Annotated in this window: 23 protein-coding genes; 15 read left to right on the top strand and 8 right to left on the bottom strand. The window is 61.3% G+C overall.

What is annotated here, in order from left to right; translation table 11 throughout:
- The first annotated feature begins 47 nt into the window (after window positions 1–47).
- The 13 genes from ACR0ES_RS05380 (at window position 48) to ACR0ES_RS05440 (ending at window position 13,130) form a co-directional block, all read left to right on the top strand.
- Window positions 48–296, top strand: coding sequence for a DUF2484 family protein (locus tag ACR0ES_RS05380; protein ID WP_480869793.1), 249 nt, complete (start codon window positions 48–50; stop codon window positions 294–296).
- Window positions 293–559, top strand: coding sequence for a DUF2484 family protein (locus ACR0ES_RS05385; protein WP_480869795.1), 267 nt, complete (start codon window positions 293–295; stop codon window positions 557–559). Before ACR0ES_RS05380 ends, ACR0ES_RS05385 begins: the two co-directional genes overlap by 4 nt.
- Window positions 560–583: 24 nt before the next feature.
- Window positions 584–877, top strand: coding sequence for a hypothetical protein (locus tag ACR0ES_RS05390; protein WP_209504519.1), 294 nt, complete (start codon window positions 584–586; stop codon window positions 875–877).
- Window positions 874–1,812, top strand: a complete 939-nt coding sequence (gene murB / locus ACR0ES_RS05395; protein WP_480869797.1) for a UDP-N-acetylmuramate dehydrogenase — start codon at window positions 874–876, stop codon at window positions 1,810–1,812. The genes ACR0ES_RS05390 and murB overlap by 4 nt, the downstream gene beginning before the upstream one ends.
- A gap of 108 nt (window positions 1,813–1,920) precedes the next feature.
- Window positions 1,921–2,838 carry a D-alanine--D-alanine ligase gene (locus tag ACR0ES_RS05400; RefSeq protein WP_480869799.1) on the top strand — a complete coding sequence of 306 codons (918 nt, stop codon included), beginning with the start codon at window positions 1,921–1,923 and terminating at the stop codon, window positions 2,836–2,838.
- Window positions 2,826–3,833 carry a cell division protein FtsQ/DivIB gene (locus tag ACR0ES_RS05405; protein ID WP_480475959.1) on the top strand — a complete coding sequence of 336 codons (1,008 nt, stop codon included), beginning with the start codon at window positions 2,826–2,828 and terminating at the stop codon, window positions 3,831–3,833. The genes ACR0ES_RS05400 and ACR0ES_RS05405 overlap by 13 nt, the downstream gene beginning before the upstream one ends.
- A gap of 8 nt (window positions 3,834–3,841) precedes the next feature.
- Window positions 3,842–5,176, top strand: a complete 1,335-nt coding sequence (ftsA, locus tag ACR0ES_RS05410; protein WP_480475961.1) for a cell division protein FtsA — start codon at window positions 3,842–3,844, stop codon at window positions 5,174–5,176.
- Window positions 5,163–5,582, top strand: coding sequence for a hypothetical protein (locus ACR0ES_RS05415; RefSeq protein WP_480506264.1), 420 nt, complete (start codon window positions 5,163–5,165; stop codon window positions 5,580–5,582). The genes ftsA and ACR0ES_RS05415 overlap by 14 nt, the downstream gene beginning before the upstream one ends.
- Before the next feature lie 348 nt (window positions 5,583–5,930).
- Window positions 5,931–7,535: a cell division protein FtsZ gene (gene ftsZ, locus ACR0ES_RS05420; protein WP_480869801.1), complete on the top strand. Its 1,605-nt coding sequence runs from the start codon at window positions 5,931–5,933 to the stop codon at window positions 7,533–7,535.
- Between the two features lie 213 nt (window positions 7,536–7,748).
- The gene (gene lpxC, locus ACR0ES_RS05425; protein ID WP_480869803.1) at window positions 7,749–8,669 is read left to right on the top strand and encodes a UDP-3-O-acyl-N-acetylglucosamine deacetylase; all 921 of its coding nucleotides are present in this window, start codon (window positions 7,749–7,751) and stop codon (window positions 8,667–8,669) included.
- A 126-nt stretch (window positions 8,670–8,795) separates the two neighbouring features.
- Window positions 8,796–9,659 (top strand): outer membrane protein assembly factor BamD, encoded by an 864-nt coding sequence (locus ACR0ES_RS05430; protein ID WP_267363885.1) that lies wholly within the window; start codon window positions 8,796–8,798, stop codon window positions 9,657–9,659.
- 36 nt (window positions 9,660–9,695) lie between these two features.
- Window positions 9,696–11,345: a DNA repair protein RecN gene (recN, locus tag ACR0ES_RS05435; protein WP_480869805.1), complete on the top strand. Its 1,650-nt coding sequence runs from the start codon at window positions 9,696–9,698 to the stop codon at window positions 11,343–11,345.
- A 99-nt stretch (window positions 11,346–11,444) separates the two neighbouring features.
- Window positions 11,445–13,130, top strand: a complete 1,686-nt coding sequence (locus ACR0ES_RS05440; protein WP_480869807.1) for a chloride channel protein — start codon at window positions 11,445–11,447, stop codon at window positions 13,128–13,130.
- A gap of 59 nt (window positions 13,131–13,189) precedes the next feature.
- On the opposite strand, the gene ACR0ES_RS05445 is transcribed toward ACR0ES_RS05440, so the two are convergent.
- From ACR0ES_RS05445 to cobS, 4 genes are all read right to left on the bottom strand, one after another.
- Window positions 13,190–13,531: a DUF427 domain-containing protein gene (locus ACR0ES_RS05445; RefSeq protein WP_209504510.1), complete on the bottom strand. Its 342-nt coding sequence runs from the start codon at window positions 13,529–13,531 to the stop codon at window positions 13,190–13,192.
- Window positions 13,532–13,594: 63 nt separating this feature from the next.
- A complete protein-coding gene (locus ACR0ES_RS05450; RefSeq protein WP_480869809.1) occupies window positions 13,595–15,385 on the bottom strand; it encodes an aminopeptidase P family protein in 1,791 nt (596 codons plus the stop codon).
- A gap of 81 nt (window positions 15,386–15,466) precedes the next feature.
- A complete protein-coding gene (cobT, locus tag ACR0ES_RS05455) occupies window positions 15,467–17,344 on the bottom strand; it encodes a cobaltochelatase subunit CobT (RefSeq protein WP_480481834.1) in 1,878 nt (625 codons plus the stop codon).
- 433 nt (window positions 17,345–17,777) lie between these two features.
- Window positions 17,778–18,764 carry a cobaltochelatase subunit CobS gene (gene cobS, locus ACR0ES_RS05460; protein WP_209504507.1) on the bottom strand — a complete coding sequence of 329 codons (987 nt, stop codon included), beginning with the start codon at window positions 18,762–18,764 and terminating at the stop codon, window positions 17,778–17,780.
- A gap of 447 nt (window positions 18,765–19,211) precedes the next feature.
- On the opposite strand from cobS, the gene ACR0ES_RS05465 reads away from it, so the two are divergent.
- Entirely contained in the window at window positions 19,212–20,102 is an 891-nt protein-coding gene (locus ACR0ES_RS05465; RefSeq protein WP_480869811.1) for a Hint domain-containing protein, read from the top strand.
- A gap of 157 nt (window positions 20,103–20,259) precedes the next feature.
- Here ACR0ES_RS05465 and ACR0ES_RS05470 read toward each other — a convergent pair whose 3' ends face one another.
- The 3 genes from ACR0ES_RS05470 to ACR0ES_RS05480 form a co-directional block, all read right to left on the bottom strand.
- Entirely contained in the window at window positions 20,260–21,048 is a 789-nt protein-coding gene (locus ACR0ES_RS05470; protein ID WP_480869813.1) for a hypothetical protein, read from the bottom strand.
- A 101-nt stretch (window positions 21,049–21,149) separates the two neighbouring features.
- Window positions 21,150–21,698 carry an NYN domain-containing protein gene (locus ACR0ES_RS05475; RefSeq protein WP_480506273.1) on the bottom strand — a complete coding sequence of 183 codons (549 nt, stop codon included), beginning with the start codon at window positions 21,696–21,698 and terminating at the stop codon, window positions 21,150–21,152.
- A gap of 132 nt (window positions 21,699–21,830) precedes the next feature.
- A complete protein-coding gene (locus ACR0ES_RS05480) occupies window positions 21,831–22,457 on the bottom strand; it encodes a DnaJ domain-containing protein (RefSeq protein ID WP_267365905.1) in 627 nt (208 codons plus the stop codon).
- Window positions 22,458–22,563: 106 nt separating this feature from the next.
- Here ACR0ES_RS05480 and ACR0ES_RS05485 point away from each other — a divergent pair, with 106 nt between their 5' ends.
- Entirely contained in the window at window positions 22,564–22,818 is a 255-nt protein-coding gene (locus tag ACR0ES_RS05485) for a BolA family protein (RefSeq protein ID WP_480869815.1), read from the top strand.
- Between the two features lie 9 nt (window positions 22,819–22,827).
- On the opposite strand, the gene ACR0ES_RS05490 is transcribed toward ACR0ES_RS05485, so the two are convergent.
- On the bottom strand, window positions 22,828–23,904 hold the full coding sequence (locus ACR0ES_RS05490; RefSeq protein ID WP_480869817.1) for a PLP-dependent cysteine synthase family protein: 1,077 nt from the start codon (window positions 23,902–23,904) through the stop codon (window positions 22,828–22,830).
- Window positions 23,905–24,057 lie beyond the last annotated feature (153 nt).

Genomic DNA, 24,057 nt, shown 5'->3' on the forward strand with positions numbered 1-24,057 from the left:
AAGTGTGATACTCTGACCGCAACAGTCGCGTGTCCTCGGAGGGGCGAATGGACTATTCGATGATCTTTGCAGCGCTTTGGGTGATCTGCGCCACCATCGTGGCAATGTTGCCGATGCGGCTGCAATTCCCGCCGGGGTTTGTCCTGTTGGTCTGCGCACCAATGCTGGTCGTGTGGCTTGGGTATGTCCACGGCTGGTTCTGGTCGGTCGCGGCATTTGCAGGGTTCGTGTCGATGTTCCGCAACCCCATCCGGTATTACTGGCGCAAATGGACAGGGCGCGAGGTCGCAGAATGACATGGTCTATCGCTCTGGCAGCCCTCTGGGGCTTTGCTGCCAACGTCCTTGCGCTGATCCCCAGCACCGACAACCACTGGACGCGCGCCTATATCCTGATCATCGTGGGCATTCCCATCGTCGGCTATGTCACCTATGAAAACGGCCCCTGGATCGGGCTGCTGGTGCTGGCAATGGGCATGTCCGTGCTGCGCTGGCCATTGATTTATCTGACCCGTTGGACAAAGGTGAAAATGCAGGGCATGAAGGCGGCCAAAGAATAACCGGCCAACTTCAGGAGGTCTGTCATGGCGACAATCGCCACATTTGCCTATCTGCCGCTTGTTTCCTTCGTTCTGGGTGCCGCTGCCGGGTTTACAGCGGGCCGCTGGCTTGGCCTGCGCAGTCTATTGTGGCTGATCGGGCTGACATCCGCGGTTGGTCTGGGGCTGATCGTCGTGCTGGCTGGTGTCGGAACGGGTGAAGAAGACAAGGCGTTCGGCCCGCTGGTCTGGTTGACTGCCGGTGTTCTTCCCTTCCTTTTCGCCGCAATCATGGGCGGGGTCGGTGGGCGCAGCCTGGCGGTGCGCGCGACTACATGACTCTGCTTCCCCCTGTTCTTCCCGATGTCCGGGGCCGCCTGTCCAAAGCGCGCAACCTGTCTGACCTCACATGGCTCCGCGTCGGTGGGCCGGCGGATTACCTGTTTCAACCTGCCGATGTCGAAGACTTGCAGGTCTTCCTGCGCGATCTGCCGGATGATGTGCCGGTCTTTCCGATGGGGGTCGGCTCGAACCTCATCGTGCGCGATGGTGGCTTGCGGGCCGTTGTGATCCGGCTGGGGCGCGGGTTCAACGCCATCTCGGTTGAGGGCAACGCCGTCACCGCGGGAGCTGCCGCGCTGGACGCGCATGTTGCGCGCAAGGCGGCGGATGCGGGCGTGGACCTGACCTTCCTGCGCACCATCCCCGGCTCGATCGGGGGCGCGGTGCGGATGAATGCGGGCTGTTATGGCAGCTACACGGCGGATGTGCTGCGCAAGGCCACCATTGTCACCCGGCAGGGCGACCTGCGGGACCTGACGCCCGAGGATCTGAACTTTCGCTATCGCCAGTCCGACCTGCCCGAAGGCGCCGTTCTGATTTCGGCCACGTTCGAAGGCCCGTCCGGCGATCCCGATGACCTTCATGCCCGAATGGAAGCGCAACTGAAAAAGCGTGACGAAACCCAACCCACCAAAGACCGCAGTGCCGGATCGACCTTCCGCAACCCGGCCGGGTTTTCCTCGACCGGGCAGGCTGATGACGTGCATGACCTCAAGGCGTGGAAAGTGATCGATGATGCGGGAATGCGCGGCGCGACACGCGGCGGGGCGCAGATGAGCCCGAAACACTCGAACTTCCTGATCAATACCGGCACCGCCACCGCTGATGACCTCGAAGGTCTGGGCGAAGAGGTGCGAAAAAAGGTTTACGAAACAAGCGGCATCACGCTAGAGTGGGAAATCATGCGGGTCGGTGATCCGCTAAAAGAATAAAGCCCCGACCGTCAGACCAAAACAGGCAAATTCAGGCGACGGATCAAAGGCATAAACGCAGTACGGACCACCACATAAGGTCCGGGGACATTGAGGCGCACATTGGGTATGTCGAGCAGGACAAACCCCAAAGTGGCGGTATTGATGGGTGGCCCCTCGGCGGAACGCGAGGTGTCTCTCAGCTCTGGGCGCGAATGCGCGGCCGCCCTTGTGGGAGAAGGTATTGAAGTGGTCGAACTGGACGCTGGTCCCGACCTCTATGCGCGCCTGTTGGATATTCAGCCGGATGTGGTTTTCAACGCCCTGCATGGCCGCTGGGGCGAGGATGGCTGCGTGCAGGGGATGCTGGAATGGATGCGGATTCCCTATACCCATTCGGGTGTTCTGGCCTCGGCCCTTGCGATGGACAAGCAACGCAGCAAGGACGTCTATCAGGCCGAGGGTCTGCCCGTAGTTCCCAGCGTGATCGTTCCACGGGCCGAGGTGACCCGCGCCCATGTGATGGAACCGCCCTATGTGGCCAAGCCCAATAACGAAGGGTCCAGTGTCGGCATCTACATCGTTCACGAAAACGCCAACGGCCCGCCGCAGCTGTCCGAAGACATGCCCGACCAGATCATGGTCGAGAAATACGTGGCCGGGCGCGAGCTGACCGTGACCGTCATGGGCGACCGCGCCCTGACCGTGACCGAGATCATGACCGATGGCGGCTGGTACGATTATGACGCCAAGTACAAACCCGGCGGATCATGGCACGTGGTCCCCGCCGACATCCCGCAGGATATCTTTGATCGCTGTATGGATTATGCCTTGCTTGCGCATGATGCTTTGGGCTGCAAGGGTGTCAGCCGCACCGATTTTCGCTGGGATGACAGCGCGGGTGCTGATGGGCTGTTTCTGCTGGAAACCAACACCCAGCCGGGCATGACACCCACCTCGCTGGCCCCGGAACAGGCCGCGCATATGGGCATGACATTTGGTCAGCTCTGCGCCTGGATGGTTAAGGACGCCTCATGCAACCGTTAATCGCCAGCCGCTCTCTGGAAATCCATCGCACCAAGCCCCTTGCCGGGCCGGATGCCGATTTTGCCTCGGCAGATACGGAACCGCATGACACCCAGCCCATTCTGCGTCTGCGCGGGGCGCGGGTGTTTTCCCGCACCGCACGCCGCAGCGATCCGGCCCCGTCGCGCCTCAGCTATCGTCTTCAGCGCTGGATGCTGACACCGGGTATCCGTCTGGGCGTCAAGCTTGGCCTGCCGATCTGCGCCATTGCCGCGGCAGTTGGCGTCTATTTTGCCTCTCAGGAACGGCGCGAAGCGCTTGGTACCTATATTGCCGATATTCGCACCTCGATTCAGGAACGCCCCGAGTTCATGGTCAACCTGATGGCCATCGACGGGGCAGGCACCAGCCTGTCCGATGATATCCGCGAGGTCGTGCCTCTGGATTTCCCGATCAGTTCCTGGGATCTGGATGTCGAACAGATGCGCGACACGATCACCGGGCTTGATCCGGTGAAATCGGCAACCGTACGTATCCGTCCGGGCGGCATCCTTCAGGTCAACGTGGTCGAGCGTCAGCCCGTGATTGTCTGGCGGACGCATGACGGGCTCGAACTGCTCGACGAGACCGGCGCGCATGTCAAGGAAACCACCTCTCGCAAGGACCATGCCGACCTGCCGCTGATCGCGGGCGCGGGCGCGGATGCCCATGTGGCACAGGCGCTCGAGATCTTTCAGACCGCCCGCAGCCTAGGCAATCGTGTGCGCGGGCTGGTGCGCGTGGGTGAACGGCGCTGGGATCTGGTCCTGGACCGTGGCCAGCGCATCATGCTGCCGACCGAGCGCCCGGTGCGCGCGCTGGAGCGCGTGCTTGCGGTGAACGAGGTGCAGGACCTTCTGGAACGCGACGTGGCCGTGGTCGACATGCGCCTTGGCCAGCGTCCCACCATCCGAATGACCAAAGCCGCCAGCGAAGACTGGTGGAATACAAAAGTGACACTGAGTAACGGGCAGTAACGAGCATGATGACCGATCTTTATCAGTCCCAACGCGCCATGCGCCAAATGCGGCGCCAGGCATTGCAACGCGGTGTGATCGCGATTCTGGATGTGGGCAGTTCCAAGATTGCCTGCCTCGTTCTGCGTTTTGACGGATCGGGCCGGCTGAGTGAAGATAACACCATCGGCTCAATGGCGGGGCAGACGGGGTTTCGGGTGATCGGGGCCGCAACGACACGTTCGCGCGGCGTACAGTTTGGCGAAGTCACCGCCATGCAGGAAACCGAACGCGCCATCCGCACCGCGCTTCAGGCCGCACAGAAGATGGCCGATATCCGTGTCGATCACGTCATCGCCTGTTTCTCGGGGGCCAACCCGCGCTCTTACGGGCTGGACGCACAGGTTGATCTGGATGGCCAGCTGGTGACCGAGGCCGAAGTGGGTCGTGTTCTGAACGCATGCGACGTGCCGGATTACGGCGACGGGCGCGAGGTGCTGCACGCACAGCCGGTCAACTTTGCGCTCGACAACCGCTCGGGCCTGATCGACCCGCGCGGGCAGATGGGCCAAAGCCTTGCGGTCGATATGCACATGCTGACCGTCGATGCGATGGCGATCCAGAACATCGTGCGCTGTATCAAACGCTGCGATCTGGAACTCGCCGGGATTGCGAACTCGGCCTATGTCTCGGGAATTTCCGCGCTGGTCGAAGATGAGCAGGAACTCGGCGCGGCCTGTATCGACATGGGCGGCGGTACCACCAGCGTTTCGATCTTCATGAAGAAACACATGATCTATGCCGATTGCGTGCGTATGGGCGGCGATCACGTGACCGCCGATATCTCGATGGGGTTGGGTGTGCCCGCAGCAGTTGCGGAGCGGATCAAGACGTTCAATGGCGGCGTTCATGCGACCGGCGCTGATGACCGCGACATGATCGATATCGGCGGCGATACCGGTGACTGGGAACACGACCGCCGCACAGTCAGTCGGGCCGAACTGATCGGCATTATGCGTCCGCGCGTCGAGGAAATTCTAGAAGAGGTCCGCGTGCGTCTGGATGCGGCCGGGTTTGAACACATGCCAAGCCAGCAGATCGTTCTGACCGGTGGCGGCAGTCAGATCATGGGGCTGGACGGTCTGGCGACCCGCATCCTTGGTCAACGCGTGCGTCTGGGCCGCCCGCTGCGGGTGCATGGCCTGCCGCAATCGGCGACAGGTCCGGCGTTCTCGTCCTCTGTGGGGCTCAGCCTATTTGCGGCGCACCCGCAGGACGAATGGTGGGATTTCGAAATCCCGGTCGACACCTACGCCGCGCGCCCGTTCAAGCGGGCCGTCCGGTGGTTCCGTGACAATTGGTAGCCCCCTGTACCGGGCCGCTTTGTGTGCGGCCCTGTTGCCGGGGTGGGTTTCGGCCCAGACCATCATCACACCCGAGGCATTTCTGGATGCCGCCGTCGGCAAAACGCTCACCTTCCATGAGATTCGCAGCGGCTATTTCGTCGGGACCGAGCAATTTCTGAACCGTCACATCTCGGTCTGGCGGCAAGAAGGGCAGGGCTGTGTCTATGGGCAGATCACCACGCCAAACGGTCAGATCTGCTTTCTCTATGACAACGACCCGGATGGTATTCCCGTCTGCTGGTGGCCCTTCCTGCACGAAGGCCGTCTGATGGTGCGTCTGGCCTCGTTTGCAGAAAGCGAAATCCAGGAGGTGCGCAGCATCACCGAAACCAGCCTGAACTGTCCAAGTGCACCGCTCAGTTGAAAAATCCGGTTGCAGCGCGTCGATTTATCCCTCAAGATATCCACAAGGCCCGGCAGAGGCCTCGCGGCAGGACCTGAGCAGTTTTCCGCAGTGTAAATGATGGTCGATCAAAGCGTGACGAACGGCTGAGTCCTCGCGCCGGGGTCGTCTGCCTTGTGATGGTCGCCGGCGTTTCCGCTATATCTGGCAGTACCTGCGAAATGCCGCCGGTTTCTGCCTTATTTCCTCCATATTTTGTGGTGAATCGCGATTTTTGACGTGACCTTTTCGCATCAGCCCGCTAGAATCGAGCAAGGATAGGTAAGAAAAACACCGCTTTGGCGGAACATAAATACAGGCGGACAGAGCATGACATTGAATCTTTCGATGCCCGGGCAAGACGAACTGAAGCCTCGGATTACAGTATTTGGCGTTGGCGGTGCGGGCGGTAACGCTGTCAACAACATGATTGAAAAACAGCTGGACGGCGTCGATTTTGTCGTCGCCAACACCGACGCGCAGGCGCTGCAGCAAAGCCAGTCCTCGGCGCGGGTTCAACTGGGTGTGAAGGTCACCGAAGGTCTGGGGGCAGGGGCCCGTCCGGCCGTGGGTGCCGCAGCTGCCGAAGAAAGCATCGAACAGATCGTCGATCATCTGGCAGGCGCGCATATGTGCTTTATCACCGCGGGCATGGGCGGCGGCACCGGCACCGGCGCTGCTCCGATCATCGCGCAGGCCGCGCGTGAGCTGGGTGTGCTGACCGTGGGTGTCGTGACCAAGCCCTTCCAGTTCGAAGGTGCCAAGCGGATGCGTCAGGCCGAAGACGGCGTTGAGGCGCTGCAACGGGTCGTCGACACGTTGATCATCATTCCGAACCAGAACCTGTTCCGCCTCGCCAACGAAAAGACCACCTTTACCGAGGCGTTCTCGATGGCTGACGATGTCCTGTATCAGGGCGTCAAAGGCGTAACCGACCTGATGGTGCGTCCGGGCCTGATCAACCTCGACTTTGCGGATGTGCGCGCCGTGATGGACGAGATGGGCAAAGCCATGATGGGCACCGGCGAGGCAACCGGCGAAGATCGCGCCATCCAGGCGGCGGAAAAAGCCATTGCAAACCCGCTGCTGGACGAAATCAGCCTCAAGGGCGCCAAGGGTGTACTGATCAACATCACCGGTTCGCACGACCTGACCCTGTTCGAGCTGGACGAAGCCGCCAACCGCATCCGCGAGGAAGTGGACCCCGAGGCGAACATCATCGTCGGCTCGACGCTGGATACTGCCATGGAAGGCGGTATGCGCGTGTCGGTTGTTGCAACCGGCATCGACGCCACCGAAAAAACGGCTGATGTCCCGGTTGCGCGCCGCTCGATGTCCGAGCCGCTGACCCGCACCGTTTCGGCCGAAGAATATGGTCGCGAAGAAGCACCCGCAGCCGCCGAAATGGCAGAGCCCGCGCCGCAGATGGAAGAAAACCGCGAACCTTCGCTGTTTGAAGCCGCGGAAGAGCCCGCCCAGCCGCAGTTCCAGCCGCTTGACGAGCGGGATGAGGACGATCTGCCGCCCCCAGCCTATCAGCCGCGCGTCGCCGAATTCGAGCCGCAGCCCGAGCATGTCGAACCGGCGCCCGAGGCATTTGTTGCCCCGCGCGCGCCTGTCGCAGGCACCCCGTCGCCCGAAGCACTCCAGCGTTTGCAGGCAGCGGTTCAGAAGGTTCCCTCGGCAGTTCAGCGCGCCGCAGCGCCCCGCCCGCAAGCGGCGGTTTCGCATCACGAACCCGAAGAACGCTCGCGGTTTGGCTTCAATCGGCTGATCGACCGGATGACCGGGCACGCCTCTGACACACCGGCCCAACCGCCGCGTCAGCAGCCCGTTCTGCGCCAGTCCGAGGCCACGGCACCGATTCACGATGAGGCCGACCCGGATCAGGATCGTATCGAAATTCCGGCCTTCCTGCGCCGTCAGGCCAACTGATCGCGGTAACAAAATCCACTCATGGGGTCGCCATCTGGCGGCCCTAATTCTTTTTAAAACAGTGGCTTACGAACGTGTAAGCAGGGTTTTGCCGATCTGTTACATACATGTTTCATTCGGTTACAAAGAGTGAGTTGAGCCTTGACGCGGGCTTCCTTAACTGAGTGTCCAACACAGCCCCAGAAGGCTGGACACCACTCGCCGAGGCCCATTTTGCAACATACGCTCAAATCTCCGGTCACGTTTAAAGGCGTCGGGCTGCACAGCGGCAAGCCTGCGACCATGATCCTGAAACCGGCGGCAGTTGGTCATGGCATCTGGTTCAAACGGACGGATATCCATCTGGGCGATGCGATGATCCCGGCGATCTATCACGTGGTCGAACGGACCCCGCTTTGCACCCGTCTGGTCAATGACGCCGGGGTGTCGGTATCCACCATCGAACATATCATGGCTGCTTTGGCCGGGTGCGGCGTTCACAACGCGCTGATTGAAATCGACGGCCCCGAAGTTCCGATCATGGACGGGTCTTCGATCGATTTCGTACGCGGTATCATGGCCCGAGGCGTGCGTCGTCAGGCCAGCCCGGTGCTGGCCTATGAGGTGCTGAAGACCGTCACCGCATCGCGGGAAGGCGCCAGCGCAAGCATCGCGCCCGCGGATGGGCTGATCATCGACTTTCACATCGATTTCGAAGACAGCGCAATCGGCAGCCAGACCAAGACGCTGGATATGCGCAACGGGTCGTTCGCGCGCGAACTCAGCGATTGCCGCACCTTCTGCCGCCGCATTGATGTCGAAGCCATGCGCGAAAACGGGCTGGCCCTTGGCGGTACCCTGGATAACGCCGTGGTCGTGCAGGGCAACGAGGTGCTGACACCCGGTGGGTTCCGCCGCGCCGACGAAGCCGTGCGCCACAAGATGCTGGATGCTCTGGGTGATCTCTATCTGGCAGGCGGGCCGATTCTGGGCCATTTCACGGGCGACAAGTCGGGTCATTCGCTGACCAACACATTGCTGCGCAATCTGTTTGAAACACCCGGCGCGGTGCGTCCGGTTCTGTGCACGCCGGAACAGGCCGCACGCCTGCCGGGGCAGGGCCTGATCGTAAACGAAATTCCCGAAGTCGCCTGATCAGATCAACTCTGACGACATTTGCGCCAGATGTTGCATAAGGCGTTTTGCACCGGAATTTTCTGTGCTAGACCATGGCTCAATTCGGGGCGAACCCCCTTAAGTAAGACGACAAGGATGGGCGGTATGGTTGGCAGCAAGGCGGCAGTCAGATTCGCAGGTGCGGTTCTTCTGGCAGCAGTTTTGACGGCATGTGGAAACGCAGGCGGCCTTTTTGGCAACAAGGGCGCGGACCGGGATCAGAATCTGGAAGGGTTCACACCGGAACAGATCTATACCCGTGGCGAATACGAACTGTCGCAGAATCGCTCGGATGACGCGGCCTGGTATTTCTCCGAGGTCGAGCGTCTGTATCCCTATTCCGACTGGGCCAAGCGTGCGCTGATCATGCAGGCGTTCTCGTTCCATTCCGACAAGAACTACGAAGAAAGCCGGGCCGCGGCCCAGCGGTATATCGACTTCTATCCAACGGACGAAGATGCGGCCTATGCCCAGTATTTGCTGGCGCTCAGCTATTATGACCAGATTGACGAGGTCGGGCGCGATCAGGGGCTGACCTTTCAGGCGCTGCAATCGCTGCGCACCGTGATCGAGGTTTATCCCGACAGCGAATATGCCACCTCGGCAGTGTTGAAATTCGATCTGGCCTTTGACCATCTGGCAGGCAAAGAGATGGAGATCGGGCGCTACTACCTGCGTCAGGATCACTTTGTTGCCGCCATCAACCGCTTCCGCGTCGTGGTCGAGGATTTCCAGACCACATCCCACACCGCCGAAGCGCTCTATCGTCTGGTCGAGGCTTATCTGTCCCTCGGCCTTCTGGATGAGGCGCAAACCGCAGGTGCCATCCTTGGCTACAACTACCAATCCTCGGAATGGTATGACGATGCCTACAAGCTGCTGACCTCACGCGGGCTCCAGCTCAAGAGCCGTGGCAACAACTGGCTCAGCACGATCTATCGTCAGACCATCAAGGGTGAGTGGTTGTAATCGCCATGGCATTAGGCTTGGGACGCTGAAGACCCGATGCTGCGCGCCCTTGATATCCGCGACATGCTGATCATCGACCGGCTGGAACTCAGTTTTCAGCCGGGCCTGAATGCGTTGACCGGCGAAACCGGCGCGGGCAAGTCGATCCTTCTGGATTCGCTGGGGTTTGTTCTGGGCTGGCGCGGGCGGGCCGAACTGGTGCGGCAGGGTGCGGCGCAGGGCGAGGTTGTGGCCGAGTTCGAGCTTTCCGCCGATCATCCCGCACATGCGATACTGGCCGAAGCGGGCTTGCCGGGCGGGGATGAGCTGATCCTGCGCCGGATCAACACCGCCGAGGGGCGCAAGACCGCCTGGGTCAATGACCGCCGCTGCTCGGGCGATGTGCTGCGGGCGCTGTCGGAAACCCTGATCGAACTGCACGGCCAGCACGATGACCGCGGGCTGCTGAACCCGCGTGGCCACCGGGCCATGCTGGACGATTTCGCCGGGGTTTCGGACCGGCTGACATCCGTTCGTGCGGCCTGGACCGACATGTCACGCGCCCGCAAGGTGCTGGCCGAGACCGAGGCCGCTCTGGCTGCCGTCCGAAGTGAGGAAGATTTCCTGCGCCACGCGGTTGCCGAGCTGGATCAGCTTGATCCTCAGCCCGGTGAGGATGCCGAACTTGATGCCCGCCGCCGCATGATGCAGGGGGCCGAGCGTATCCGCGATGATGTCGCCCGCGCCTACGCCCTGCTGTCCGGGGACGGTGCCGAAGGGGCGATGTCCGACGCTATCCGCTGGCTGGAAGGTGTGTCCGGCAACGCGGGTGGTCAGCTGGACGAACCGATTGCCGCGCTGGGCCGCGCCATGATTGAACTGGGCGAGGCGCAGGATGGCGTGAACGCCTGCCTTCAGGCGCTGGACTTCGACCCGTCGGAACTGGAACAGGCCGAGGAACGCCTGTTTGCCATCCGCGCACTGGCTCGCAAACACGACGTGGCCCCGGATGATCTGGGCGCGTTTGCCGACACTCTGCGCACCCGCCTCAACCAGTTGGAAGCAGGCGACGCCGACCTGGCGGACAGACGCGCCGCTTTGGACGCGGCACAAAAGGCTTATGACAATGCCGCCGCCGACCTCAGCGCGGCCCGCGCAGCTGCTGCAGGGCGGCTGGATGCCGCCGTCATGGCGGAACTGGCCCCGCTCAAGATGGAACGCGCGGTGTTCCGGACCGAACTCACCCCGACGGAACCCGGCCCCGAAGGGACCGACGCGGTGGCCTTTACCGTGGCCACCAATCCGGGCGCGCCTGCGGGGCCGCTGAACAAGATCGCCTCGGGGGGTGAACTCAGCCGCTTCCTGCTGGCGCTCAAAGTGTGCCTGTCGGGCGATGACAGCGCTCGCACGATGATCTTTGACGAGATTGACCGCGGCGTCGGCGGGGCCACTGCCGACGCGGTCGGGCGCAGGCTGGCGTCATTGGCACAGGGCGGGCAGGTGCTGGTTGTCACCCATTCCCCGCAGGTCGCTGCCCGTGCGGCGCATCACTGGCGGGTGCAGAAACAGGTCACGGACGGACAAACCCTGTCCACCGTCATCCCTCTGGCCCAACCCGACCGGGTGGACGAGATTGCGCGCATGGTGGCGGGCGACACCATCACGGACGAGGCCCGCGCCGCCGCCCGGGCTCTGCTGCAGGCCTGATGCGCCCGTGGCACGAATTGGCCTCACACTGTCGCTATCTCACTTTTATTAGGGTGCTCCGTGGCTTACTAAGGGTTACGTGATGATCCCCGAGAGCCAATGACCCAGTCGACCCGCACCGTTCTGCGCAACCAGCTCAATCAGGCTCTGGCCGCGATCAGGGATGCGTGGCGGGTGATGCTGCGCCGGGGGCCAAGCCAGATCCAGTTCTGGTTCATCGCGCTGGTCATTGGTATCGCTGCCGGATTCATGGCGCTTGGGTTCCGCAAGGCCATCCGCGCGTTGCAGGCCTATCTCTATGACACCGATGACGTCCTGCTGCTGCACAGCCATGCCGAGAAACTGCCGTGGTTCATGATCCTGATCATCCCGATCATCGGTGGGCTGGTCGTGGGCCTGATCCTGAACCGGTTCACCAATGACGGGCGCGTCAGGTCTGTCGCTGATGTGATCGAAGGGTCCGCCATCACCGACGGGCGGGTCGAGGTCAAGGCCGGCATCGCCTCGTTCTTTGCCTCGCTGATCACGCTCAGTTCGGGCGGGTCAACGGGCCGCGAAGGCCCCGTGGTGCATATGGCCGGGGTGATTTCCACCTGGGTCAGCAACCGCATCCATGCCGACGGGATCACGGGCCGTGACCTGCTGGGCTGTGCTGTCGCCGCCGCCGTTTCAGCCAGCTTCAACGCCCCCATCGCCGGGGCCCTGTTCGCGCTCGAGGTCGTGCTGCGCCACTTCGCCGTGCATGCCTTTGCCCCGATCGTCATCGCCTCGGTCGCCGGAACGGTGATCAACCGCCTCGAATATGGCGACGTTACCGAGTTCACGCTGGAAACGCCCGGATCGCTGCAATTCTATGTCGAACTTCCCGCCTTCCTGATCCTCGGCCTGATCTGCGGCTTTGTCGCGCTGCTGCTGATGCGATCGATCTTCTTTGCTGAAGATATCGGCAGCCATATCCAGAACCGCCTGTCCATTCCGGGCTGGCTGCGCCCGGCCGTGTCCGGCGCGATGCTGGGGCTGATGGCGATCTGGTTCCCGCATATCATCGGTGTCGGCTATCAGACCACGATCCGCGCCCTGACCGGTGATCTGCTGCTGACTACCGCGATCCTGTTTGCGGTGACCAAGACAGTGGCTGTGGCGATCACCATGGGCGGGCGCATGGGGGGCGGGGTGTTTTCACCGTCCCTGATGATCGGCGCATTGACCGGGCTGGCGTTCGGACTGATCGCCACTGGGCTGCTGCCGGATGTGTCCGGCACGCATACGCTTTATGCCTTTGCCGGAATGGGCGCGGTGGCTGCTGCCGTTCTGGGCGCGCCCATCTCGACCACTCTGATCGTGTTTGAACTGACCGGAGACTGGCAGATCGGCCTTGCCGTGATGGTGACTGTATCCATATCCACCGCATTGGCGTCGCGCCTTGTGGACCGGTCATTTTTCCTGACCCAGTTGGAACGCCGCGATGTCCACCTAGCCGCCGGACCGCAGGCCTATCTGCTGGCGATGCTGCGCGCCGGGGCGGTGATGCGCCCCATCGGGGATGACCGTTCAATCACTGCGGACGAGGCGCACGCCCTGATCGAACAGGGCCTGTGTATTCAGGCCAGCGCCACGCTTGAGGCCGCGATGCCCTATTTCGACCGTGACGACATACCCTGCATTCCGGTTATCGTTCTGGAACAGGACGGGTCCGAGACACCCGTCGGCGCGCTCTACCATGTCGACGCGCTCAAGGCGTACAACCGGGCCCTTGCAGCCACCGCAGCCGAGGAACATTCATAAGGCTCCCGCGACCGGGACAAGCGTTCCCAAAGCCTCCGTTGAAACCCTGTCCGGTGCCTTTAAATCTGTTCCACCTTCACCGAGTCCACCGGATAAAACGCCAGGTATCCCTTGATCTCGGCCACGGCGGAAACCGGGTCTTCATAACTCCAGACCGCGTTTTCGGTCACCGAGGATTTGTTGACGATGGAAAAATGCGTCGCATCACCCATGCGGGCGCAATGCGTCACCTTGTCGGTCTGGTCCAGAAACGCCATCGCAACATCGCCACGCGGAAAGTAAATCACCGGAGCTTTGTCGCCTTCGTGCAATTCCAGCGCGTTGCTCGTTTCGCCCAGAATCGCACCGCCCGAACGGACAGTCCATTTGCCCGGCGCTTTTTGGATCGTGATCTCAGTCATCTCTGGTCCTTCCGTCGACGTATTGGGGCCTCTCCTCTGCCCGTTCTATGTAACAGGCGGGTGTCAGATCGGCGCAGTTGCGGCATCCAACCACAGTTGCGCGTCATGTCCCAGCCTTGGGCGGATTTTTTCCGCGACGTCGCGATGATAGGCGTTCAGCCAGCCGCGTTCGTCAGGCGTCAACATATCCACCATGATCAGCCTGCGGTCAATTGGCACAAATGTCAGGGTGCGCCAGCACAGCATCGCGCGTTCCGCATCGCCACCGGGCAGGGCCGGGGCCTCTTCCACCACCACAAGGTTTTCAATGCGGATGCCAAAGGCGCCTTCGCGGTAATATCCCGGCTCATTCGACAGGATCATGCCGGGTAGCAAGGGGACATGGCTGACCTTCGACAGGCGCTGCGGCCCCTCATGCACGCTCAGATAGGCCCCGACGCCGTGTCCGACGCCATGGTTGAAATCCTGCCCCGCCGCCCATAGCGGCGTGCGGGCCACGCATTCGATATCGCGCCCGGCTAGCCCTGCGGGCCAGCGCAGCATCGACATGGCAATCATGCCCTTCAGCACGCGGGTGAAGCAGGTCTTTTCCTCCGCCCCGACAGTGCCAATGGCAAGCGTCCGCGTGATATCGGTGGTGCCATCCAGATATTGCCCGCCGCTGTCCAGCACCAGCAGATGACCGTCCTGCAACCGGCTGTCGGTCTCGTCCGTCACGCGGTAATGCATGATCGCGCCGTTCGGACCCGTCCCGGCAATGGTATCGAACGAGATATCCTGCAACACATTGTCCCTGCGGCGGTTTTCTTCCAGCCGCGTGACCACCTGCGTCTCGGACAGGCTGCCGGGGAGCTGTGCGTCCAGCCAGCACAGGGTCTCGACCACCGCCACCGCATCGCGCAAATGCGCCTCGGCGCTGCCCGCGATTTCGGCCGGGTTCTTGCAGGCCTTGGGCAGGGCACAGGGGTCGCCGCCATCCACCATGGCATCGCCCAACGCGTCCGCCACGATCTGCGGCACCGTGCTCAGGTCCACCTGTACCGCACCGTCCAGCGCTTTCACCGCCTCCAGAAACTCCGCGGGGTTGTGCACCGTCACCTTCGGGTCCAGATGATCCTGCACGTCCAACAGTTTTGCCGTAGCCATGAACAGATCGACCCGGCCGTCGTCATGCAGGATCGCAAACCCGTGGGCCACGGGGTTGTAAGCGATATCCGACCCCCGAACGTTCAGCAGCCACATGATCGAATCCGGCAACGTGATCACCGCGGCCTTTCGCCCGGCCTGCCGCAGGTCTGCGGCCAGTCTGGCAATCTTGCTGTCAGCGGTTTCGCCCGCAAACTCGATCGGATGCGCCTTGACGGCCTGCATCGGCGGTTCAGGCTGATCCGCCCAAATGCGGTCCACCAGATTGCCGCAGCGCACCAGTTCGATGCCTGCGCCCTCAAGCTCGCCCAGCGTGGACGAGATCTGCCCTGCCGCGTGCAACCACGGATCAAAGCCCACCTTACCACCACCGGGCAACTGCGCTTTCAGCCATGTACTCAGGCTGATATCAGGCCACGGCACCGGCGTGAACACATCCGCGACCTGCGCCTTGACCTGCGTGCGATACCGCCCGTCGATGAACACACCGGCCATGCCGGTCAGCGCAGCACAGAACCCGGCCGATCCCGTAAACCCGGTCAACCAGGCCAGACGCTCATCCCGCGGGGCCACATACTCGCCCTGATGCGCATCCGCACGCGGGATCAAAAACCCGTCCAACCCTTCGCGCGCCAGCTCCGCGCGCAACGCAGCCAGACGCGGCGGCCCCTGCTCGGGCCGCGCGGTCACCTCAAAGGACTGGAACATACTACTCCTCCCTCAGCCGGGCGGTCGAAATCGCCGCCTTTTCATCTTTTGGGAAATACTCCCGCCGGAGGCAAGGCCAGCCTAGCTGACCTTCTTCATCCCCATCACCCGCGCCCGCGCGCGCGGATCACTGTCGAACAGGGCCGCCAGTTGTTCCGTCATCGCACCGGCCAGCTGTTCCACATCGGTGATTGTCACCGCACGGTCGTAATACCGGGTCACATCATGACCGATGCCAATCGCCAGCAACTCGACCATCTTGCGCTTTTCCACCATGGCAATCACATCGCGCAGGTGCTTTTCCAGATAGTTGGCGGGGTTCACGCTCAGGGTTGAATCATCAACCGGAGCTCCATCCGAAATCACCATCAGAATCTTGCGCTGCTCGCGCCGCGCGATCATCCGGCGATGCGCCCATTCCAGCGCCTCACCGTCGATGTTTTCCTTCAGCAGGCCCTCTTTCATCATCAGGCCCAGATTGGGCCGCGCCCGCCGCCACGGCGCATCGGCGCCCTTGTAGATGATGTGGCGCAGGTCGTTCAGACGGCCAGGCTGCTGCGGGCGGCCATCGTTCAGCCATGCCTCGCGCGCCTGTCCGCCTTTCCACGCCCGCGTGGTAAAGCCCAATATCTCGACCTTCACATTGCAGCGTTCCAGCGTCCGCGCCAGAACATCGGCGCAGATGGCGGCGATCGAAATCGGACGCCCCCGCATCGACCCCGAATTGTCCAGCAGCAGCGTGACAACCGTATCGCGGAACTCGGTATCCTTCTCGACCTTGAAACTCAGCGGAGTGGTGGGGTTCGCGACCACTCGTGCCAATCGGCCCGCGTCCAGAATGCCTTCCTCGCGGTCGAACTCCCAGCTGCGGTTCTGCTGCGCCTGCAGCCGACGTTGCAGCTTGTTGGCCAAACGGCTCACCGCGCCTTTCAGCGGTTCAAGCTGCTGATCCAAATAGGCCCGCAGCCGTTCCAGTTCCGCAGGCTCGGCCAGATCTTCGGCCGCAATCTCTTCATCATGCGTGCTCAGATAGACCTTGTAATCCGGGTCCGCTTCGGATGCGGGCGGCGGGGCAGGCGGCTCCAGCGGCGCTTCGCCATCAGGCATCTCGGCCTCGTCACCCAGCTCATCCTCGGCCATCTCGTCCATCGAGACCTGCGCCTGAGATTGATCCTGCTGCTCTTCCTGCGTCTGCTCAGGCGTCGCATCCGCGTCCTGATCGTCCTGATCATCCTGACCGGTGCTGTCGGGATCGGGCTGTTCCTCGGCGTCGTCCTCGGCCTGGTCTTCCTGCTCGTCGTCCAACTCGTCGGGGTCATCACCCAGCTGGTCGCCATAGCCCAGATCCTTGATCATCTGGCGCGCGAACTTGGCGAACTCCGCCTGATCCGACAGCACGTCATCAAGGTTTTCCAACACGCCACCGGCCTGTTCCTCGATGAACCCGCGCCACAGGTTCATGATATTCTCGGCCGCAGGCGGCAGATCGCGCCCGGTGGCCAGATGCCGGATCAGATATCCCGCCGCCACCGACAAGGGCGCGTCGGCAGGCTGCTTGCACTGGTCATATCCGCGCCGGATCGCCTCATGCCCGATCTTGACGTCGATATTGCTGGCGGTGCCGGGCATATCCCGCGCGCCCATCGCCTCGCAGCGCGCCGTTTCCATCGCCTCGTACAGGTCCCGCGCCATATCCCCCGGAGGCGCATAGCGCGCATGGGTTGCGTCATCATGATACCGGCGCTGCAACGCCAAAGCGTCCGCCGTGCCGCGAGCCAGCAGAACCTCTTCCCGCGTCATACGCCGAGACACCTGCGGCAGCCGCATCGACTCGCCCGACAGGCCCGATGGATCGACGGTATAAGTTACCGACAGCTCAGGATCATCAGCCATGACCTTGGTGGCCTCGGCCAAGGCCTTCTTGAACGGATCGGCAGGGTTGTCGTTTGGTTTACTCATTCAAAAAACTGCTAGGTTTTGCGTTTCTGGGTATCTTGAAGCCAGTCTCTTGCACTTGTCAAAAAGTGAGTGCGAGATCCGACCAGTTACAGGATCCTCACGGGGGCCAAACTGCTCAAGCTCCTCGCTGGATACAGGTCGTTTCCACAGGCTTTGTAGGTCTTTCCATCCAGAACGATAGTTCATTTTTGCGAGTAACGTGTGAAACGCATTTGACGCTTTGGTTTCGTTTGCGGATTGGAGACCGTTCTTGCTATTGTACGCTGCCCAATAGTGAAAAACTGACCCACAACTGAGAGCGCCGAACGCGTCTCCACCGTCATGAGAAGATATGAAGTCCTCTTCCAAATAGGCATTTGGGTAACGGTTTTCAAATCTGACCGGTGTACAGCCAGCGCATACGGTCGCAATGAGCGCAGAGGTGATGCTTGCCTTAACCAAGGCTCGCGCTCGCGGCGCTCTCCGGCAGTTCCTCGTCAAAGCAGCGCTGATAGAACTCGGCCACGGTCTGACGTTCCAACTCGTCGCACTTGTTCAGGAACGACAGGCGGAACGCATAGCCCACGTTGCGGAAGATCTCGGCATTCTGCGCCCAGTTGATCACGGTCCGCGGGCTCATGACAGTGGACAGGTCGCCATTCATGAAGGCGGTCCGGGTCAGGTCGGCCACGGTGACCATCTGGCTGACGGTCTTGCGGCCCTCGGCGGTGTTGTAATGCGGCGCCTTCGACAGCACGATCATCGTCTCGGCATCATGGCTCAGATAGTTCAGGGTTGAGACCAGCGACCAGCGGTCCATCTGCGCCTGGTTGATCTGCTGGGTGCCGTGATACAGACCCGTGGTATCGCCCAGACCCACGGTGTTTGCAGTGGCAAACAGGCGGAAACACGGGTTCGGCGTGATGATCTCGTTCTGGTCCAGCAGAGTCAGCTTGCCGTCATGTTCCAGCACGCGCTGGATCACGAACATCACGTCGGCACGGCCCGCGTCATATTCGTCGAATACGATGGCGACGGGGTTGCGCAGGGCCCAGGGCAGGATGCCCTCGTGGAATTCGGTCACCTGCTTGCCATCGCGCAGTTTGATCGCGTCCTTGCCGATCAGGTCGATCCGGCTGATATGGCTGTCCAGGTTCACGCGCACGGCGGGCCAGTTCAGACGGGCGGCGACCTGCTCGATATGGGTCGATTTGCCGGTGCCGTGATAACCCTGAATCATCACCCGGCGATTATGGGCAAAACCCGCCAGGATCGCCAATGTCGTCTCGGGGTCAAACTTGTAGGTCGGGTCGATGACGGGCACTCGGTCGGTGGCTTCGGCAAACCCTTTGACCTTCATATCCGTCTCAATGCCAAATACGTCACGGACCGAGATATCTTCGGTGGGTTTTGCGTTTACATCGATCGATCCGTCAGCCATTCGCCTTGTCCTTATCCTTTGGCCCGCATTGCCGGGTTTGAACCCGTGTGTGGTGCAACATATTGCGGGCAAGGGCAAGGGAAAGCCGCCCGCTCGGAAAGGTGAGCAGGTTTTTCTTTCAAACTGGCCCTATTGACGCGCGGGTGATCCGTGGTCGCGACAGGTACAAGACGAAGATCACGCCGCGTTCCTCAATGACAGCGCGGCCTGATCGGATGCAGATGCCGAACCATGTGTCCGAAATGCTGCATGCAGGTGGGCATTCGGCAAACTATATGTTGTGGAAAGTGACCTTATCAGACATATAAAATGGTCTTATGGGGCGTTTTATAAGTGATCGGGTGTTGGTGAAACGGGAATGCCGGGTGCGGCTCCGTCTGCTATGTTGCTCTGGGTCGAGTGATCAGCACGCGTCGATATCTGCCAGCATGGCCTTGGTGACGCCCGGTGGCATTTAACGTTCTTCTCCATACGGCCAGAACAACGGGCCAGAACGATCTCATCGTCCAGGACACGACACAATCCGCGATCATCAGCGGGTCGATGGTGTCGTTTGACGGGGGCGCGACTTTCCAGCCTTACACCTATCTGGGGCAGGGAAACTATCGCGGAACCGGACAAACCGGAGAGTTCATTCAGGTAGGCGGACAGATTTACGCCTGGGATGCCAATAACCCAACCGGTCCGATGACCACGGGCAACTGGAAGATCACCCCGAATGATCTGAACCCGACCGATCCGCCCTGTTTTGTTTCGGGCACCCTGATCGAAACGGATTGCGGCCCGCGCCCGGTCGAGGATTTGGCTGTGGGCGACCGGGTTTGCGTGGCCGGTGGGACCACGCTGCCCATCGAATGGATCGGCAAACGAACACTCAGTGCGCAAATCCTGCGCATCCGGCCCCAATACAACCCGGTTTGCATCCGGCGCGATGCGTTGGGCAAGGGTCTTCCCGACAGGAATCTTTACCTTTCTCCGCAACACCGCGTCGTTCTGGGGGGCTGGCGGGCCGAGCTTTATTTTGGCGCGCCAAGCGTGTTCTGCGCGGCCATTCATCTGGTCAACGATGATACCATCCGGCAGGTGACGACGGACGAGGCGGTGACATACTACCATATCGCCTGCGCCGAACATGTGATCCTCACCTCGCACGGTCTGCAAAGCGAAAGCCTGTTTCCGGGCGACATGGCGCTGAAATCACTGCACCGCGACGATGTCGAGGAACTGCGCGCGCTCTTTCCGGGGTTGCTTTCAGACGCAGGACCGCCCTCCCAAACGCACCTAAGCTGCCTGACCGGGCGCGAGGCGCGCGCGTTGCGAGACGTGTTCGCAGATTAGTCCCGCGTTGCGGAAATCGTGGCGCCACTGATAGGCGCGCGTACCCCGACAATACCTCGCTGTTGGACGCTATGGCGCAGTAGTTGCTAATCAGGGACCAATCAAACATGGATTGACGTCTTCATCCGCCGGGGATCACACCGGCATGGCACAGGTTTCAAGACCCGCTCAACCCACCCATTGCCCAATCGGCATGGGTCTCGATAACACTGGCTACGGCCAGCGCCTTTTCCGCGATATCCTCCGGTGTGACCTCGGCGAACGCGATGCGGGTCATCCTGTCGTGCATCGCTTCCGAGGTGTAAAACTCAAAGGCCCGCGTATTGCCGGGGCTGTTCCAGAATGCGGTAATCCAGATCGAGTCCCGCCCCGGAATACAATATGCACACCAATCGCGCCACAGACGCAGCACCAATTCGGTATCCGGGCTTGCGGCGACCTGTTCGAACAGCGACTCCAGCGGCCATCCTGCGAGGGCGAACATGCAAAGCGTATCGTCCAGGCAGCCGCGTTCCCGTTCCATTTCGCGTTTCAGATATGCACGCTGGAACCGGTCCAGAACCTGCCATTCCTCGGGCGACCAGTTCTTCGGGTTGCCGGTTTCAAACCGGTTCAGGCTCACCTCCAGCCCAACGCTGGCGGGGTCTTCGTCCACGGCCAGAATCTCAAGGATCCGGGGCAGCAGGTACCCCCATGTGTCGCGGGCTATCCCCGCAGGATCACAAGCGGCAAAGAACCAGTCCTGAACGTAATGCAGGGGAAGCTCGGAAATGGGCGATGTAAAGAAATCCGCCTCAATATCGGCGTCCATGCAGCAGCCTTCGCAAACCTCGATACTGCTCGGCTTTGGATAGGCGAAAACCCTGTAGGCTTCGCTGACGATGTCAGAAAACGGATGATCCGGCGGGATCTTGGCTTTTGGCGGTTTCTGCTCTTTGCGTGCCACGGTGCTTGCATCCAACACGGTTATTTCGGGGCAGGGGCCCGTCGGTATCACTCCTGAACGCTACGAAACCCGGATCGTTGCGTAAAGCTGTGGTCGCGTGGTCAAAGCGAAAACCAAAGCTCGTCCTTGCGAAAACCACCTTTCACAAGGCGATCCGCTTTCAACACATCCGGAAACTCGTCCTCCCAGTCGCGGAACCTGTCATTTGTCACGATACGCGCCCTGCTGTCCCGCGCGGCCTGCAAGATCAGCGGATCTGCCGGCGTGCCTTTGGGCGCGACCATGACCCGCTTGGCCCGCAAGCCCAGGGCGCGGCTCAGCGCCCGGTCGTTCATGTATTCCCCTTCAACCTTGTACCCGACATTCGCATCGAACACGACGCCCGGTTTGAACCCGGCTTGCTTCAGACTGGCCAGAACCTGCCGCAACGTCGCCAGATCCGGGGCGCCGTCTTTCCAGTGCATCACGTTTGACCCGTCCACGATGATCCATGTGTTGGCCCTGCGCCAGTCGAACCAAGCCCGGATCAAAAGGATCGTACTGGCGAACACACAAAGCAGGGACAAAAGGAACAGCCAGTCCATCTCGGTCGGATAGAACTGCGCCACGACCAGCCCGAAAAGAGAGGCAAGCAACAGTAAGAAAGGCATACGCACAGTGGACGCTCCGGGAAAAGCTCTGGTTCTATACCCTGCCACTATCGCGGGAATTGAAACAGGTTTCCAGACAGCATCCTCACAATCGTTTCAAACTGTGTAAACAACTGGCGATTGAAGGCGGCCTTACTTGAAATTCCGGCTGTCCTTGATCTGGTCCCAGGCCCAGACGACCTCTTGCAACTGCTCTTCCTGCGACCGGTCGCCGCCGTTCATGTCCGGGTGCAACACCTTGATCAGCTTCTTGTACGCTTTGCGCACTTCGGTCTTGGACCAGCTGTCATTGGCTTCCAGAATCTCGATCGCGCGGCGTTCAGTAGGGGGCAGGCGACGTCCACCACCACCCGAGGTGCGCCCCTTGTTCTGCGTGCTGTTGGCACCCAGAACCTGATGCGGGTCCTCAATGCCCAGACGGGCCCAGGCGCGCGCCTCCGGGTCTCCCATCGGCTTGGTTTCGCGCTCCCAAACCTTGTCCTTCGAGCGCTGCGCGTTCAGCTCGGCCTCGGTGGTGCCGTCGAAGAAATTCCACTTCTGGTTATACTCGCGCACGTGCTGCTGGCAGAACCAGAAATAGTCATCCAGCACATCCGGTGCCTTGGGGGCGCGGAACTTGCCCGGCTCGTCACACCCGTCGTGATCGCAGATCCGGACCGAGGTCTCGGACGCGCCCGACATGCCCCGGCGCCCACGCGGGTTCTTTTTCTTGGCGCTGGAAACGGACATATCGAATCCGAAGGGGTCTGATTTCGCCATGCTCTATCCTCACGAACGCATCTTTTCGACTCGGAGGCAGCAGTTTAGTCTAAGCAGCCGAAAGTAGAAGAGGGGGGCGGCAAAAATTTTGCCGCTGAGCAAAAAAATGAGCGTGACCGACGAAATCCGAACCCGCCTGCAAGCCGCCTTTGACCCGCATGAACTTGACGTGATCGACGACAGCGAAAGCCATCGCGGCCATGCAGGCCACAGGGAAGGCGGCGAAAGCCATTTCAACGTCCGCATCCGCGCCGCCACGTTTGCCGGTCAATCCCGTGTCGCCCGTCACCGGGCCGTGCACAAGGCGCTGGGCGACATCGTGCCCCGCATCCACGCGCTGGCGCTGGATATCGGAACCTGACGCTGCGCCCTATTCCGCGCTCATCTGCGCGGATGGGGTCGAGGCCGAGATCGCATATTCCTCATCCGTCATGACGTCTTCGATCCCCTCGAACAGAGGCGTCGACAGGTAACGCTCGCCCGTATCCGGCAGCATCACCAGCATGACCGATCCCGGCGCTGCGATTTCGGCCAGTTTCATCGCCACCGCAAAGGTCGACCCGCCCGAGATGCCGGTGAATATCCCCTCTTCCGAGGCAAGGCGGCGCGACCACTCAATCCCTTGCGGCCCCGGAACAGGGATCAGCTGGTCGTAATAGGAATTGTCGATGGCTTCCTGAAGGACCCATGGAATGAAATCCGGTGTCCAACCCTGAATCGGGTGCGGCTCGAAATTGGGGTGGCTTTCGGTGGGCTGGTGATCGTCGTTGCGCGTATTCACATAGCCTGACGACACGATGGCGGCATTTGCCGGTTCGGTCAGGATGATTTTCGTATCGGGCCGCTCCTTGCGCAACACCCGTGATACTCCGGCGACCGTGCCACCGGTGCCATAGCCCGTCACCCAGTAATCCAGCTGCTTGCCTTCGAAATCCGCAAGGATTTCCCGCGCGGTCGTATTCTCGTGAATATCGGCATTGGCGGCAGTCTCGAACTGGCTGGCCAGAAACCACCCGTTTTCCTCGGCCAGTTCCTTGGCCTTGGTATACATGCCGAACCCCTTTTGTGCCTTGGGGGTCAGAACAACCTTCGCGCCCAGAAAGCGCATCAGCTTGCGCCGCTCGACCGAAAAGCTTTCCGCCATCGTCACAACCAGCGGATATCCCTTGGCCGCACAGACCATGGCAAGCCCGATCCCGGTATTGCCCGATGTCGCCTCGACAACCGTCTGGCCGGGTTTCAGCCGCCCATCCCGTTCTGCCGCCTCAATGATATTCAGCGCCAGCCTGTCCTTGACCGACCCCGCCGGATTGAACGCTTCGAACTTCACATAAACGGTCACATGCTCCGGCGCGATCCGGTTGATCCGGATACAGGGCGTGTCGCCGACTGTATCAAGGATGCTGTCATACAGGCGTGCCCGCCCCTGTGTCTGCCGAATACCCATTTCAAAGTCCCTCCCGGTTGTCCGGCTAACATGCCACAGATTTCGCTGGGTTGATAAGCACATATCGCGCCCGCAGCGCCAAACCTGCCCGCAGGACAGCTGCTCAATCTCCGGTCGACAGCGTGTTTCAGGTGTGACCGCGGGTCAAACCTT

The organism is Ruegeria sp. N7 (assembly GCF_056531345.1).

Bases quoted from the DNA above. Each gene is read 5' to 3' on its own strand.
- ACR0ES_RS05400 (WP_480869799.1), top strand. From the start codon at position 1,921: ATGTCGAGCAGGACAAACCCCAAAGTGGCGGTATTGATGGGTGGCCCC.
- ACR0ES_RS05390 (WP_209504519.1), top strand. From the start codon at position 584: ATGGCGACAATCGCCACATTTGCCTATCTGCCGCTTGTTTCCTTCGTT.
- ACR0ES_RS05485 (WP_480869815.1), top strand. From the start codon at position 22,564: ATGAGCGTGACCGACGAAATCCGAACCCGCCTGCAAGCCGCCTTTGAC.
- ACR0ES_RS05385 (WP_480869795.1), top strand. From the start codon at position 293: ATGACATGGTCTATCGCTCTGGCAGCCCTCTGGGGCTTTGCTGCCAAC.
- ACR0ES_RS05445 (WP_209504510.1), bottom strand. From the start codon at position 13,531: ATGACTGAGATCACGATCCAAAAAGCGCCGGGCAAATGGACTGTCCGT.
- recN (WP_480869805.1), top strand. From the start codon at position 9,696: ATGCTGCGCGCCCTTGATATCCGCGACATGCTGATCATCGACCGGCTG.
- ACR0ES_RS05440 (WP_480869807.1), top strand. From the start codon at position 11,445: ATGACCCAGTCGACCCGCACCGTTCTGCGCAACCAGCTCAATCAGGCT.
- ACR0ES_RS05475 (WP_480506273.1), bottom strand. From the start codon at position 21,698: ATGCCTTTCTTACTGTTGCTTGCCTCTCTTTTCGGGCTGGTCGTGGCG.
- ACR0ES_RS05430 (WP_267363885.1), top strand. From the start codon at position 8,796: ATGGTTGGCAGCAAGGCGGCAGTCAGATTCGCAGGTGCGGTTCTTCTG.
- ACR0ES_RS05405 (WP_480475959.1), top strand. From the start codon at position 2,826: ATGCAACCGTTAATCGCCAGCCGCTCTCTGGAAATCCATCGCACCAAG.
- ACR0ES_RS05480 (WP_267365905.1), bottom strand. From the start codon at position 22,457: ATGGCGAAATCAGACCCCTTCGGATTCGATATGTCCGTTTCCAGCGCC.
- ACR0ES_RS05380 (WP_480869793.1), top strand. From the start codon at position 48: ATGGACTATTCGATGATCTTTGCAGCGCTTTGGGTGATCTGCGCCACC.
- cobT (WP_480481834.1), bottom strand. From the start codon at position 17,344: ATGAGTAAACCAAACGACAACCCTGCCGATCCGTTCAAGAAGGCCTTG.
- ACR0ES_RS05490 (WP_480869817.1), bottom strand. From the start codon at position 23,904: ATGGGTATTCGGCAGACACAGGGGCGGGCACGCCTGTATGACAGCATC.
- ftsA (WP_480475961.1), top strand. From the start codon at position 3,842: ATGACCGATCTTTATCAGTCCCAACGCGCCATGCGCCAAATGCGGCGC.
- cobS (WP_209504507.1), bottom strand. From the start codon at position 18,764: ATGGCTGACGGATCGATCGATGTAAACGCAAAACCCACCGAAGATATC.
- ACR0ES_RS05450 (WP_480869809.1), bottom strand. From the start codon at position 15,385: ATGTTCCAGTCCTTTGAGGTGACCGCGCGGCCCGAGCAGGGGCCGCCG.
- murB (WP_480869797.1), top strand. From the start codon at position 874: ATGACTCTGCTTCCCCCTGTTCTTCCCGATGTCCGGGGCCGCCTGTCC.
- ftsZ (WP_480869801.1), top strand. From the start codon at position 5,931: ATGACATTGAATCTTTCGATGCCCGGGCAAGACGAACTGAAGCCTCGG.